At 72.2% G+C, this 14,233-nt stretch carries 11 protein-coding genes; 7 read left to right on the forward strand and 4 right to left on the reverse strand.

The genetic code is table 11. The features are described 5' to 3' along the window. Positions 1 to 63 precede the first annotated feature (63 nt). Entirely contained in the window at positions 64 to 4,188 is a 4,125-nt protein-coding gene (eccCa, locus tag ACYVAG_RS08700; protein WP_460768871.1) for a type VII secretion protein EccCa, read from the reverse strand. 79 nt (positions 4,189 to 4,267) lie between these two features. Between eccCa and eccD the strand changes: the two genes are divergently transcribed. Both eccD and ACYVAG_RS08710 read left to right on the forward strand, forming a co-directional pair. Then, the gene (gene eccD, locus ACYVAG_RS08705) at positions 4,268 to 5,674 is read left to right on the forward strand and encodes a type VII secretion integral membrane protein EccD (RefSeq protein ID WP_460768873.1); all 1,407 of its coding nucleotides are present in this window, start codon (positions 4,268 to 4,270) and stop codon (positions 5,672 to 5,674) included. Between the two features lie 113 nt (positions 5,675 to 5,787). Next, positions 5,788 to 6,621, forward strand: coding sequence for an enoyl-CoA hydratase/isomerase family protein (locus ACYVAG_RS08710; RefSeq protein ID WP_460768875.1), 834 nt, complete (start codon positions 5,788 to 5,790; stop codon positions 6,619 to 6,621). A gap of 201 nt (positions 6,622 to 6,822) precedes the next feature. Here the strand turns inward: ACYVAG_RS08710 and ACYVAG_RS08715 are convergent, their stop codons facing one another. The 3 genes from ACYVAG_RS08715 to eccE are packed head-to-tail and all read right to left on the reverse strand — an operon-like array spanning position 6,823 to position 9,192. Next, positions 6,823 to 7,305, reverse strand: coding sequence for a hypothetical protein (locus ACYVAG_RS08715; RefSeq protein WP_460768876.1), 483 nt, complete (start codon positions 7,303 to 7,305; stop codon positions 6,823 to 6,825). 50 nt (positions 7,306 to 7,355) lie between these two features. Beyond that, entirely contained in the window at positions 7,356 to 8,003 is a 648-nt protein-coding gene (locus ACYVAG_RS08720) for a hypothetical protein (protein ID WP_460768878.1), read from the reverse strand. Positions 8,004 to 8,013: 10 nt separating this feature from the next. Beyond that, positions 8,014 to 9,192, reverse strand: a complete 1,179-nt coding sequence (gene eccE / locus ACYVAG_RS08725; protein ID WP_460768879.1) for a type VII secretion protein EccE — start codon at positions 9,190 to 9,192, stop codon at positions 8,014 to 8,016. 151 nt (positions 9,193 to 9,343) lie between these two features. Between eccE and eccB the strand changes: the two genes are divergently transcribed. The 5 genes from eccB to ACYVAG_RS08750 all read left to right on the forward strand — a co-directional run bounded on the left by eccB (position 9,344) and on the right by ACYVAG_RS08750 (position 14,007). Continuing rightward, entirely contained in the window at positions 9,344 to 10,708 is a 1,365-nt protein-coding gene (gene eccB / locus ACYVAG_RS08730) for a type VII secretion protein EccB (RefSeq protein WP_460768880.1), read from the forward strand. Positions 10,709 to 10,956: 248 nt separating this feature from the next. Then, positions 10,957 to 11,271 (forward strand): WXG100 family type VII secretion target, encoded by a 315-nt coding sequence (locus tag ACYVAG_RS08735; RefSeq protein WP_460768882.1) that lies wholly within the window; start codon positions 10,957 to 10,959, stop codon positions 11,269 to 11,271. 33 nt (positions 11,272 to 11,304) lie between these two features. After that, positions 11,305 to 11,598, forward strand: a complete 294-nt coding sequence (locus ACYVAG_RS08740; protein ID WP_460768884.1) for a WXG100 family type VII secretion target — start codon at positions 11,305 to 11,307, stop codon at positions 11,596 to 11,598. A gap of 299 nt (positions 11,599 to 11,897) precedes the next feature. Beyond that, positions 11,898 to 12,275 (forward strand): hypothetical protein, encoded by a 378-nt coding sequence (locus ACYVAG_RS08745; protein WP_460768885.1) that lies wholly within the window; start codon positions 11,898 to 11,900, stop codon positions 12,273 to 12,275. 1 nt (position 12,276) lies between these two features. After that, positions 12,277 to 14,007, forward strand: coding sequence for a WXG100 family type VII secretion target (locus ACYVAG_RS08750; protein ID WP_460768887.1), 1,731 nt, complete (start codon positions 12,277 to 12,279; stop codon positions 14,005 to 14,007). The last annotated feature ends 226 nt before the right edge of the window (positions 14,008 to 14,233 follow it).

The raw sequence follows: 14,233 nt of genomic DNA on the forward strand, positions 1-14,233 counted from the left end.
CTGAGCGAGGCCGCCCCGCCCCACGTTCCCTGAGCGAGGCCGCCCCGCGGCCGAGTCGAAGGGTTAGAACTCCTTCTCCGGCGTGTGCACCGTCTGCACCAGCACCTTGCCCGACCGCGTCACCAGCGTGCCGCGGCCCGGCGGCAGGGCCGTCGGCTTCACGTCGCCGACGAGCGCACCCTCGTCCTTGGGTCCCGACATGACCAGCGCGGGCGACTGGGCGTCCTTCATGCGGGCGAGGATCTGGTCGGAGAACGCGGCGCGGCCGGCGCCGCCCATGCCGCGGCCGATGATGATGTGCAGGCCGATGTCGCTCGCCTGCTGCACGAGCCGCGCGAAGTCGCGCAGGGGGTTCTCCATGCTGGTGGCCACGAGGTCGTAGTCGTCGATCACGACGAACACCTCCGCGCCGTCCCACCACGACCGGTTGCGCAGCTCCTCCTGGCTGACGTCGGGGCCGGGCAGGCGCGTGGCGACGGCCTCGGCCAGCCCCTGGCCCATCTCGGTAGCGGCCTGCGACGAGGCGCAGTACGCCGCCAGGTATTCGTCGGGCACCAGCCCGAGGTGGGACCGGCGGTAGTCGATGAGCAGGATCTTCGCGTCCTCGGGCGAATAGTTCGCGACGATGCCCTCGAGGAACGTGCGGATCAGCGTCGACTTGCCCGACTCCGGGGCGCCGTAGAAGTAGAAGTGGTTCTCGACCTCGGGGTCGAACCACACCGGCGCCAGCTCGAGCTCGTCGACGCCGATGGGGAACGCGCGCCCCCGGCCCTCGGTGACGCCGGGCAACTGGTCGGGCGCGAGGTCGTCGGGAAGCATGCGTACGGCCGCGGCCTTCGGACCCTTCCACGCCGCCGCGATGCGCGCGACGGTGTCGCGCACGCCGTCCGACAGCGTCTCGGGATCGTTGTCGGCGTCGACCCGCGGGAGCGCGACCAACATCTGCAGCTCGTCGTTCGACAGGCCGCGGCCAGGCCGGCCGGCCGGCACGAGCTGGGCGACCTTGCGGTTGATCTCCGACTCATAGGGGTCGCCGAGCTTGAGCTCGATGCGTGACTGGAACAGGTCGCGGATGGCCGCGCGGAACTCCGACCACTTGCCCGACGCCGCCATGAGGTGGATGCCGAAGCTCAGGCCGCGCTGGGCCAGCTGGGTCAGGGTGTCCTCGAAGTCGTCGAAGTCCTGGCGCAGCGTCATCCAGCCGTCGACGACGAGGAACACGTCGGCCGCGAAGCGGTCGGCGGGGATCGACCCGTTCGCCCGCCCACGCCGGTAGGCCTGCATCGACTCGACACCGAGCTCGGCGAACTGGCGCTCGCGGGCCGACAGCAGCGAGGTGAGCTCGGCGATCGTCCGCTTCACCCGGTCGGTGTCGAGGCGGCCGCAGACCGAGCCGACGTGGGGCAGCCCGCGCAGCGACGACATCGCGCCGCCGCCGAAGTCGAGGATGTAGAAGCCGACCTCCGCCGGCGTGTTCAGCAGCGCGAGGCTCATGATGGTCGCGCGCAGCGCGGTCGACTTGCCGGCCTGCGGTCCGCCGGCGATGCCGAGGTGACCGGCCGAGCCCGCGAAGTCGAGCCACATCGGGTCGCGGCGCTGCTGGCGCGGGCGGTCCACGAGCGCGACCGGCGCCTGCAGCCGCCCGTGGGCCCGCGGATCGCTGGTCGTGAGGCCGCGGCCGGGCAGTTCGGCCAGCGCTCCCTGGTCGCCCAGCGACGACGCGAGCAGTTCCGCCACGGTCGGGGGGACGTCGAGCGGCGGCAGCCAGACCTTGTGGGCCGGCCACTGCCCCTGCCCGCGCAGGCGGCCGACGACGATGTTCAGCAGCGTCTCGTCGTCCTCGTCGTCAGGGACGGCGCGCTTGGCGGGCTTGTCCTGGGCCGGCGCCTCGACCGCCTTGGGCTCGGGTGCGGGCGGCAGTTCGGGCGCGACGAACCCCGGCACGAAGGGCAGCACCGGCGGCACCCAGACCTCGGTGTGGTCCTCGAGGTCGGAGGCGTCGGCCAGGCCGTCGTTGCTGCGCTGCACCGGCGCGGTCGAGCCCTTCCACGGCCCCGACACGTACGCGGCCTTGAACTGCACCATGTTCGTCGTGTCGTATTTCAGGTAGCCATTGCCCGGCGCGCTCGGCAGCTCGTACGCGTCCGGCACGCCGATGACCACGCGCGACTCCTGCGGCGAGAACGTACGCAGGGCGATGCGATAGGACAGGAACGTGTCGAGGCCGCGGAGCTTGCCCTCCTCGAGGCGCTGTGACGCCAGCAGCAGGTGGACGCCGATCGAGCGGCCGATGCGACCGATCTGGATGAACAGGTCGATGAACTCCGGCCGCGCGGTCAGCAGCTCAGAGAACTCGTCGACGACGATGAACAGCGACGGCATCGGGGCGATGTCGGCGCCGTCCTGGCGCGCCGCCTCATATTCCTCTCGGTTCTTGATGTCGCGCGTCTTCAGCTCGGCGTTGGTCGCCGAAAGGACCTCCATGCGGCGGTCGAGCTCGCCGCCGATGGCGTCCTGCATGCGGTCGACCAGCGTGAGCTCGCCCTCGAGGTTGGTGATAACGGCCGACACGTGCGGCAGCTCTTCGAGGCCCGCGAACGTCGCGCCGCCCTTGAAGTCGACGAGCACATAGTTCAGCTGGTCGGGCCCGTGGGTCATCGCGAGGCCGAGCACGAGCGTACGCAGGAACTCCGACTTGCCGGAGCCCGTCGCGCCGATGCACAGGCCATGGGGGCCCATGCCGGCCATCGCCGACTCCTTGATGTCGAGCTCGACGGGCTGGCCGTTGGTGCCGTTGCCGACGGGCACGCGCAGGCGCTGGTGGAGCGGGCGCAGCTTCCACGCGCGCGAGGTGTCCATGGTGGTCGGGTCGCCGACGCCGACCATCGACGGATAGTCCTTCGGCGCCTCGAACACCGGCGCCTCCGTGGCCTCCTCGACCTCGACCGGTCCCGCGCCGGAGGGCATGCGGTACGCCGCCATCCCCCGGGCCAGCATCTCCGCCATCACCATCGGCAGCGCATCGGCCGGGCCGATCTCCGAGGCCTGCACCTGGGGACCACGCCGCAGGTGGACCACGAGGTTCCCGGGGGCCTCGGGGTCGTCGGCCTGCGGGCGTACCTCCATCGCGACCGTGCCCGGCTCGAGGCGCCGCGGGGCCTCGGTCAGGCGCGACACCTCGAGTGTCGTCGCCGTCGTGCCGGGCGCCGCGAACGGGGCGGCGCTGACACCGTCGACGCCGTCGGTCACGACCACGATGTGCCGGAGGGTGTCGTTCTCCAGCGAGCCCACCGCGCCCTCGGCCACCTGCGCCAGCTCGACCGCGCTGGTCGCGAACAGGCGCGTCGCGCCCACGCCGTCGGTGCGGCCCGGGTGCTGCGCGTGCGGCAGCCACTTGGCCCAGTCCCACAGGTGGACGCGGTCGGGCGCGACGCAGAACATGATGCGGAACTCGCTCGGCGCGTGCCACGCCGCCATCTGCGCGACCATCGCGTACGCCAGCCTGCGCGCGGGATCGTTGTCGCCGAGGATCTGCACCAGCCGGTACGCGGGCACGTCCACCGAGATCGGCATCGACGCCACGCGGCGGTGGGTGTTCATGAACCGTCGCAGCGCGCCGACGGTGAGCGGCTCGAGGTCCTCGACGGGCTTCGACTCCGGTGGCGTGATGCGCTGGGCGAAGTTCTGCAGGCCGAGCCCGACGCGGATCGACCCGAAGTCGTCGTTGTCGCTGCGACGCTCCCACATGCGCCGGTTGCCGGCGATGGGCCACAGGTCCTTGGGGTCGGGGTGGATCCACAGCATCGCGCGCCGCTGGTCGTCGGCGGTGTCGCGCACACGGCGGCGCATCTGGCCGAGATAGCGGAAATAGTCGCGGCGGGCCGCGTCGAGCTCCTGGGCCTGGTCGTCGTTGCCGCGGCCGACCTGCGTCATCATCATGCCGAGCATCGAGACGCCGTACATGCCGCCCATCACCGCGCCGAGCGGGCCACGGGTGCCGGCCGACGACGTCATCATCATGGCCATGGCGCCGGCGCCGGCCAACATCGGCAGCATCATCAGGATGCTGCGGAAGCCGTTGCTCTTGACCGGGGGCGGGATCTCGGGGGGCGCCTCCAGCAGCAGGTCGCCCCGGGGCATGCTCGGCCCGGACGCCCGCTTGGGCCGGTTGAAGGTGATGGTCCCCACGGCCGGTCACACTAGTGCGCGGGCGTGCCACTGGGCGACGGGGCCGGGGGTGCACCCCCAGGCACTAGGCTCACCGCTCGTGAGCACAGGTGTGGACCAGGGGACGGGCGAAGACCTCGCGCGCGTGACGGTGATCTCTCCGACGCGGCGCATCGACCTCGCGCTGCCCGGCGGCACCCCCCTGGTCGACCTTCTCCCCAACATCGTCCGCTTCGCGGGCTATGAGGGTGGCTCCACCAACGACGCCCAGCAGGCCTGGGTCCTGCAGCGGTTCGGCGAGGACCCCCTCGACGTCAACCAGGACGTCGGCGAGCTCGGACTGCGCGACGGCGAGACGCTCCACCTGCGCCAGCGCCAGGCGGCCATGCCCGACGCCGCCTTCGACGACGTCGTCGACGCCGTGGCCACCGCGACCGGCACGCAGCCGGCCTGGCGCCCCGTCGACGGACAGCGGTACGCCCTCGCCCTCCTCGCCGTCGTCGCGATCGCCATTCCGGGGGCGGCCGCGCTGGCCGCACCGGGGTGGCTGGTCTCGGCGGGCGTGCTGCTCCTGAGCCTCGCCTGCGGGTTCACCGCGATCCTGCTCGCGCGGGCCTTCGGCCAGCGGCCGGTGGCCGGCACGCTGGCGTGGGTGTCGACCGCGCTGGCGGGGGTGGGCGCCTTCAACCTGCTCGTCGGCACCTTCGTCCCCGAGACCGGCGACGTGCCGGTCCAACTGCTCTGCACCGCGGCGTTCGTGCTCGTCGCCGCGGGCGCCATGGCGCTCGGCACGCAGGTCACCGCCTACCACCTGCTGGGGGTCGCCCTCTCCGCCCTCGTGGTCGTGGCGACCGCGATGGCGGTCGTGCTGATGCCCGGCGGCGGCCTCCACGCGAGCGCGATCGCGCTGGCGCTGGTGCTGGCGGTCACGCCGCTGCTGCCCGGGATCGCGTTCCGCATGGCGCGCGTGGCGATGCCGAACCTGCCGTCCACGGCCGAGGGCCTGATGGCCGACAAGACTCCGGTGCAGTCCGACATCGTCGAGCGCGCCATCTCGGCCGACCGCTTCCTCGGGGGATTCCTCGTCGCGACGGGACTGTCGGCGGTGTTGCTCTCGATCCCGGTGTTCCTCGGCGCGTACGGCTGGGCCCCGGTGGCGCTGCTGGCCGCGGTCGCCCTGGCCCTCCTGTTGCGGGCGCGGGCGTTCACGGGCCGCATGCAGCGCACATGGCTGCTGGTCGGCGGCACGCTCGTCGGGCTGATGGCGGTCGCCAAGTGGCTGTCGACGATCCAGACCCCGATCTTCCAGGCGCTCGCGGGGCTCGCGGTGGTCGTGCTCGCGGTGTGGCTGCTGGGCCAGTACGCGACCTCGCAGTGGAACCGCGTCATGTCGCCGGTCTGGGGACGCTGGGGCGACATCCTGGAGTGGCTGGCGATCATGGCGATCGTGCCACTGCTGCTGGCGGTGCTGGACGTGTATTCGTGGGCGTACGGGCTGGGCGGCTGACGCCCCACGCTCCCTGAGCGAGCGCAGCGAGTCGAAGGGTCCCTGACCGAGCGCCCCTCCCACGTTCCCTGAGCGAGCGCAGCGAGTCGAAGGGTCATGGGACAATCGCCCCCATGACCACCGAGCACCCCGGCTTCCGCCTGACCCGCACCGATTCCGTCCTGCGCCTCACCCTGTGCCGCCCCGAGAGGCGGAACGTGCAGACGCCGTCGATGTGGCTGGCCATGGCCGAGGTCGCCCGCACCCTCCCCGCCGACGTCCGCGTCGTCGTCATCGACGCCGAGGGCCCCGACTTCTCGGCCGGGCTCGACCGCGTGATGCTCGGCGCCGAGGTGCCGAAGGGCGAGCCGAAGATGCTGTCGATCGCCGCCAACCGCGGCCCCGCCGAGACCGCGCGCCTCATCGCGACGTTCCAGCAGGCCTTCACGGCCTGGGGCGAGTGTGACGCGATCGTCGTCGCGGCCGTCCAGGGCAACGCCATCGGCGCCGGGTTCCAGCTCGCGCTCGCCGCGGACCTGCGGGTCGTCGCCGCCGACGCGAAGCTGTCGCTGCGCGAGACCAGCCTCGGCCTCGTGCCCGACCTCGGCGGGACGCTCCCCCTGGTGCGGACCGTCGGCTATTCCCGCGCGCTCGAGGTCTGCCTGACCGGCCGGGCGATCGAGGCCCAGGAGGCCGTCGCCGCTGGGCTCGCGACGATCGTGGCCCCCAACGACCGGCTGGGCGCGGTCACCGACGCCGTCGTCGAGGCCGTCCTCGAGTCACCCGAGAGCGCGGTGCGCGCGATCAAGAAGGTGCTCCGGGAGGCGGTCACCAACGACCCGGCCGGCCAGCTGCTCACCGAGCGCACGGCCCAGGCCGAGCTGCTGGTCGAGCTCGTCGGCGGCTGGAACAAGCCGATGGACGACCACCACGACCACGACCACGGCGACCACGACCACGCGCACTGACGGCCCGCCCCCGCGTACCCCACGATGACTCACACCTTGGCTCGCTAATGCGGATCTGGGGTACGCGCGGCTGGACGATCTGCGGAGATCGGCCGCCGGAGCCCGAAAATTGCCTCGCCATCGCCGATCTCTGCACATCGTCCACAGGCGCGCCCCGTACGCCCCGCCCACATCGTCCACAAGCGCGCCCTGTAGGCTGGCTCAGCGCGACAGCGCCTCGGTCCAGCGCGACGCCACCCCGTCGATCCGCGCCCGCGCGTCGGGGTTGCAGCTCGCGGACGCGTCCCGCACGACGTCGTTCCCCGCGTACGCCCTGATCGAGCTCGACCCCGCCCCCGGCGCACACGTGGCCGTCTCCTTCGGCGGCAGTTGGCCCAGCGACGCGACCGCGTCCTCCCACAACCCCGCCGGCATCGGCTTGCGCACCGGCGCGGCCGGCGGCGCGTCATACGTTCCCTCGGTCGGGGTCAGCACCACCCGATAGCCGGGTCCCTCGCCGGAGTAGGCATACTCGATCCGCGACACCCGCGCCGCCGTGGGCACCGGCGTGAACGACGGCCCGGTCGGCCCGGACGCGCTCGGCGTACGCCCGGCCTCGGCGGTCGACGGCGCCGCAGTGGGTACGCCGGGCGGCGCCCCCTCCTTCGCACACCCCGCGAGCGCCAGCGCCGCCAGCACCCCCACCGCCAATACCCATACGCCCCGTACGCCCACTCCGCCCCGCACCCTCACCGTCACCCTCCGAACAGCAGTTGGTATTCGAGCGGCGTCGGTCGCACCGCCAGCTTCACGATGCGGCGCGGCACCGCGAGCATGACCTCGTCGTTCGCCATCAGCTCGCAGGCCCGCACCTGTCGCTGGTTCAGGAAGTACGCCCGCCTCATGTGCTCGATCGTGTCGGGGTTCTCCGGCGTGATCAGGCCGAGGTCGCAGGCCCTCAGGTTCTGCACGGCGTCGTCGGCCTCCATGTCGGCGACGACCAGCACGGCCTGCCACGGCCCGACCGTCGCCTGCGACCCGTCATAGCGCTCGGCGTCGTCGACGATGAGCGATGGCCGGTAGGGCCGCCCCGCCTCCGGCAGCGGCTGGCCCGCGCCGACCAGGTCGGCCGTGCCCCCGTGCGCGTGGATCCGCTCCACGAGCGTGCTCCAGTTCCGCGGCTGGTCGGTCACCACCGACACGTGCGCGCCCATCGACAGCGCGCGGAACGACAGCAGCCACGCGACATATTGCGGCACCGCGAGCACCAGCCGCGTGCCGCGTTCGCGGAACAGCCGGATCGACACCGGGCCCTTCGGCCCCTCGCCCAGCACCATCCCGCTCGGCCCGGTCCTGATCACGCCCTCGCGCGCCGGCGCGTCCGGCAGCACCCATCCGCTCACCATGACCACCTCACAGCGCGACCCCTCGCCCGAGCGGCACGGTCGCCAGCATCGCCGGCACCTGCGTACCCCCGGCCAGCGCCAGCGGCACCGCCCGCCCCGCCTGGCGCGCGAGGTGGGCCACCGCGGCGTCGGCCGCCTGCCCCGTCGGCGCGACCACGCGTACGCCGCCCGACGCCTCGCGTCCGGGCTCCAGCGTGTATGCGGTCACGCCGAACAGCACCGGCGCCGACGCCAGCGCGTCGTTGAGGCGCTGATAGGTCTGCGACGGGTTGTTCCCCCAGCGCTTCACCACCTGACCGGCGTGGACCAGCCCGTCGCACTCCCACCGGCCCCACCGCTCGACGGAGCGCGAGCCCGAACCCGGCTCGAGGCCCGCACCCGACGTCAGCCCCAGCACCTCCTGCACCTGCGCCGCGGTCAACATCTGGGTGTCCACGCCGACGCGCTTGAGCACCGACTGCACCCGGTGCAGGCCGAACCGCAGCGTCGCGTGGATGCCGGGGATGCCCTCGCCGCGCCGCGTCACCGCGGACAGGCAGCGCGTCGGCTCCAGGCGTACGCAGATCCAGGTCCGTCGGACGGCGGGCGGGACGACGGGGGCCGTCTCGCGATAGGCCGCCGCAGCCGCCGATCCCTCGCCCAGCATCAGCACGGCGGGCGCCGGGACCGTGTAGGTCACCACCTGGATGCCGGCGAAGACGATGTCATCGGAGACGGTCAGTCCCTCGAGCGACCCGAGGTCGATCTCGGCCCCGGAGTCGGCGAGGAGGTCGTCGTCGGCCAGCACGCCGAGCACGGCGACCCACCCGTCGCCCTCCGAGACCACGCCGATCTCCTCGCCGCGCGCGGTCCGGGCGCCGACCACCTTGAGTCCCGACGCCCACGTCGCCACGGGCACGAGGTCGGGCGGCACCCGCCGGCCCCGGACCCCGTCGCCCTGCCGACGCCCGTACGCCCACCTGAGCCGCGCCCAGCCGACCAGCGAGCGCCCGCCGAAGACGGGCACGACCAGCACCAGGACCACGATCATGAGGATGCCCCCGGCCATGATGCCGAGGGTGTTGCGGGCCAGCAGGAACACGACGGCGACGAGCAGCGCGATCTCGATCGCGACCAAGCTGGGGGCGTTGCGCAGCAGCCACGGCCGGCGCAACTCTCGCACCCCCCGGTCGGTCGGTCGCGCCACGGTGTCCCCTGTCGTCAGAATCGGGCCCCCTCACCACGGGGCTCGTCAGAATCCGGCACCACTCTAGGGGGCCACCCGGGTCGACTGATGACACCCGGGCGGGGAAGAATGCGAACCGCTCGACCACGCCCAGGAGTCCGGAAGGAGGCGCATGGCCAGCCGCAAGGACCTCCTGAAGGCCCACACGTTCATCACCGGACGCCTCGTGGCAGCGCTGGTCGACCGCAACCCGGACGATCCCGAGCCGCCGCTGCGCCGCCTCACCACCGGCACGTTCGTGGGCATCATGATCGGCATCCTCGTGCTCGCCGGCTTCGGCGTCGTCGGCCTCATCAAGCCGGGCAGCTCGAAGAACTGGCAGGCCGACAAGACCGTCATCATCGACTCGGGCTCGGGCGGCGTGCTGGTGTTCCTGGAGAACAAGCTCTATCCGGTGCACAACATCACCTCGGCCAAGCTGGCGACCGGCGGAGGCCAGGTCAAGACCGTCAAGCCGTCATCGCTCCGCGACTTCCCGCGCGAGCGCCCGATCGGCATCAGGGCCGCCCCCGCCGAGCTCCCCGATGCCAAGGACATGACGGCCTGGCCGATGCGCACCTGCAGCGTCGCCCCGCCCGTGGGCGCCCGCGGCGACGAGCGCTTCACCACACTCGAGGTCGGCACCGGCGAGGTCCCCGGCTCCACCACCTCGTTCGTCGCACGCGGCGATGGGGTCGGCGGCAAGGAATACCTGGTGGCCGAGGGCCGCGCGTACGAGATGCCCACCCACGCCCTCGCGCTGCACCTGGGCTTCGGCGAGCAGGTCGTACGCCCGGGCGACGCCTGGTTGCGCGCGCTCCCGCAGGGGCCGGCGCTCAGGCCGCTCGAGATCTCGGGCCGCGGGTCTCGCTCCAAGAACCCGGTCCAGGGCTTCGACCCGACGATCGGCACGGTCATGCACGTCGAGGGCGCCGTCCGCTCCTGGTATGTCCTGCTCGCCGACGGCCTCAGCGAGATCTCCCCGCTCGAGGCGGCCGTCCTCGAGGTGTCCACCGGCAAGCGGTCGATCGCCGTGAAGGCCAACGATGCCAACGATGCGCGCAATCCGCTGCTCCGGTCGGTGGGCCACCCCTCCATGCCGTTCGCGCTGCCGACCCGCTCCCCCATCGCCGACCCCGCGCGGTCCAGCGTCTGCGCCACGTGGGCGGGCGCCGGCCAACAGCCCCGCATCGCCTTCGGCGCCGCCACGCCCCCGGTGTCCCAGCAGGTCGCCGATCCCGACGTGGCCGACGCCATCGTGATGCCGTCGCTGCGCGGCGCGCTGCTGCGCTCGGAGGGCTCGATCGGCCCCGCCGACCCGGGCAGCCTCGTCGTCGCGGGCCAGCGCTACGGCATCGCCGACGCCGACGCCAAGGCCGCGCTCGGCTATGGCCAGATCGCCCCCACGCCCGTCTCCCCCGCCGTCCTGAAGCTCATTCCCGACGGCCTTCCCGCGGGCCAGAGCCTGTCGGTGCGGGCCGCCACGGAGATGTCCTGAGTCACCGCGCGTACTCGTCTAAGTCACCGCGCGTACGCGCCTCCGGGCCGCTGCTCAGCCCTCCTAGGTAGGCGTACTCACCTGCGTACTCAATCGCCGAAAAGTGCGCGGATCGCCCTCCACGGCGACCCTCCCCGCTCCTAAGGTCTTTCTCAGATGGCATCCGGAAAGCCGGGTGACGCAACCAGGGCGGAACCCCCGCCACTCACCCCCGGGTGTGACCCACACTCGGCCGAACTGGAGGAATCATGGCAACCGAATCGCATTCACCGGAAACCCTCGCCAAGGCCGCTGACAAGGTCGAAGAGGCCTACGGCACGATCGAGCGTAAGATCCAGAAGAAGCTCTACTCCGAGATCGAGGCCCTGATGACGAAGTGGCAGGGCGACGCCGCGCGCGCCTTCTACAAGTCGTTCCAGGCCTACGACAAGGAGTTCTCCGATGTGCAGAACTCGCTGAACGAGCTCCACAAGAAGCTCGTGCAGACCGGCGTCGACTACAACAAGAACGAGGTCGAGCAGTCCCAGACGGCCGCCAACCTCCAGAAGCTCATCGGTCGCTGACCGCTCACCCACCCACCGGAAAGAGAGAAAATCATGTCGGATCAAGTTTCTTTTGAATACAGCTACCTCCAGCAGGGTGTGGATGACCTCAACACCGCCAAGCGCGAGATGGCCACCGCCAAGCAGACCATGCAGCAGGAGATCAAGTCGATCCTCGGCGAGACCTGGACGGGCCCGTCCTACGAGGCCTACCAGGCCGTCCTCCGCGAGTGGGACCAGTCGATGGAAGAGATGGAGCGCATCGCCAACGGCATCTCGACCGCCCTCGGCACGATCTCCTCGAACTACTCGGACAACGAGCGTCGCATTCACGGCCAGTGGGCCTGATCACTCGCTGATCCACCTGTACGCGTGACACCGGGTGCGGCCTTCGGGTCGCACCCGGTTCTGCGTCACCGCGTACGCGCGGGGTCCTTGGACGCCCTCCCGCGTACGCGGGGTCCTTGGACGCCCTCCCGCGTACGCGGGGTCCTTGGACGCCCTCCGCGTACGCGGGGTCCTTGGACGCACAGGTGGAACCTTCCAGCCTCAGGGATTTCCCCCGCGACCCCCGGAACGTGGATCGTTGGAGACACGTCAGTAGGTGTGGCCCCCCGCACCGACGAGCCCCAGGAGCAATCGTGCGCATGATGACCGATGGAGGCGGCGGAACCTCCCGCACCGCAGTGACCTCCGGCGTCACCGTCGACCCCGGTGACATCCGCGACTTCGCGCGTTTCCTCGACGAGATGGCCCGCGAGGTGAAGCTGGTCGAGGAAGCCCTCAAGGCCCGACACGAGGCGGCCGATCCCCTGGAGTTCGGCGCCTACTACGCCTCGCAGGCGGCCCAGAAGCGCCACGAGCAGTCCCTGCGCGCCGCGGTCGACAACGCGGAAGCGCTGCGTACGCGCGTGGAGGAACTGGCCGGAGGCACCCTGGCGCTGGCGCGCCGCTATTCCGACCTGGAAGAGCTCAACCGCGCGATCGGCGGCGACGTCGCCGACGCGCTGCGCAGGAAGGCCTGACATGTTGGCGGCACATGACGGCGGCGGCGGAAGCAGCCGCGACTACCATGGCGCGACCCAGCGCGAGCTCTTCGCGACCATCGCCTCGGTCGACACGGTGGCGCTCGATTCTGCGGAGACCCTGTGGCGCGACACCGCGGCACGCCTGCGCGACATCAACGAACTGGTGGAGGCGCGGCTGCGCGCGCTGACCGGTGCGGACGGCTGGACCGGCCAGGGGGCCGACACGTTCCGCACCGTGGTCGACCACGACCTGGTCAAGACCCTCGGCGCGTTCGCCACGACCGCCGACAAGTTCGCCGACGCCCTGAGCCCCATCAACGCGAAGGTCGGCCAGTCGACCGGCACCGCGATGGTCAACGACATCCCGTGGGACAACGACACCCAGTGGCGCGTCGACCGCGAGGAGCAGGACCAGACGTTCTTCGGCAAGGTCGACGAGGTCGTCACCGGCGATGACGACGGCCTGCAGGAGCGCGAGCGCAACGCGGACTACTTGGTGCTCGACGGCGGCAACGGCGAGCGCGCCCGTCGCGCGAAGCCCGACTGGGAACTCCTCACACAGACGACCCCCCTCGTCGCGCCGCCCGAGGTCTTCACGGTCACCAGCACCGCCGTCACGCCCCACACCCACCAGTTCGATCGCCGCATGGAGGCCCTCAGCCTCAACCAGGTCCCGCGCGAGAACGTCCGCACCAGCGCGGCGTCGGTCCAGAAGGCGATGGAGGCGTACGCGCCCCCGGTCCTGGAGCCGGTGAAGTTCACGGCGAACGACGTGGGCGGCACGCCGGACGGTGGACAGCGGCCGCCGTCGACCGCGCCGTTCACGTCCCCGTCGACGCCCTCGCCCGAGCTCCAGGCTCCGCGCGGCCCCGAGTTCGGCACGAACCCCGGCAACGAGACGACTCCGGGCTCGGTCAACCCCGGCCCCGTCAACCCCGGCCCCGTCAACCCCGGCCCGGTCAACCCGCCGGGGCCGCATCCCGGCGTCGAGCCGCAGCCCGGCGTTCCCGAGGGCCCCGGCCTCACCCCCGGTGGGCCCACGACGCCCGGCGTCCCCGGCCCCGGCGAGAACGGCGGCCCCTTCGGGCCCGGCACCCACGGCCCCGGCACCGTGCCGGGGTGGGAGAACGACACCAGCAAGCTCCCGACCGAGGAGCCCGGGACGAGCGCCGCGGGCTGGGATTCCGGCACCGGTCCGGGTCGTGGGCCGATCACGACGCCCGCCCTCGGCGGCCCCTCCCTGCAGGGCCCCGGTCTGGGCGGTTCCGGTCTGGGTGGCCCCGGCGGTCTGGGCGGCCCCGGCGGCGGCTTCGGCGGTCCGGGCGCGCTGGGCGGTCCCGCTGGCGCGGGTCTCGGCGGTCGCCCCGGCGCGACGGGCGCACCGGGCGCCAGTCGCCCCGGCCTCATCACTCCGACCCCGGGGGCTTCGTCGAAGTCCGGCACCGGAACCCTGGGCGGTTCCCGCCCCGGTGGCGCGAGCGGTCCGTTCTCGGGGCAGTCGGGTTCGTCGTTCCGCATGGGTCCCCACGGCAAGGGCATCGTCAACCCCGGCAACGTGGGCTCGATGGCCGGCCCCGCGGGCGGCCCGATGGGCGGCGCGGGCGCGGGGGCGGGGGCCCGCAATGGCTCGAGGCGTGACGAGGACCGATCCGAGGGCCACCAGACGTGGCTCGAGGAGGACCAGGACGTCTGGACCTACAACGACGGGCAGCGCGCGGGAGACATCTGACGCGGCGGCTCCTCGTCTCGGCCGCAGGCGGCCTCGCTCGGAGAGCGTTCCCCGAGCGAGCGCCCGGTCCCACGTTGGCTGAGCGAGCGCCAGCGAGTCGAAGCCACCGCCCCTCGCCCTCACGTTCCCCGAGCGAGCGCCCGGTCCCACGTTGGCTGAGCGAGCGCCAGCGAGTCGAAGCCACCGCCCCTCGTCCTCACGTTCTCCGAGCGAGCGAAGCGAGACA

The sequence above is a fragment of the Mariniluteicoccus flavus genome (assembly GCF_054776655.1).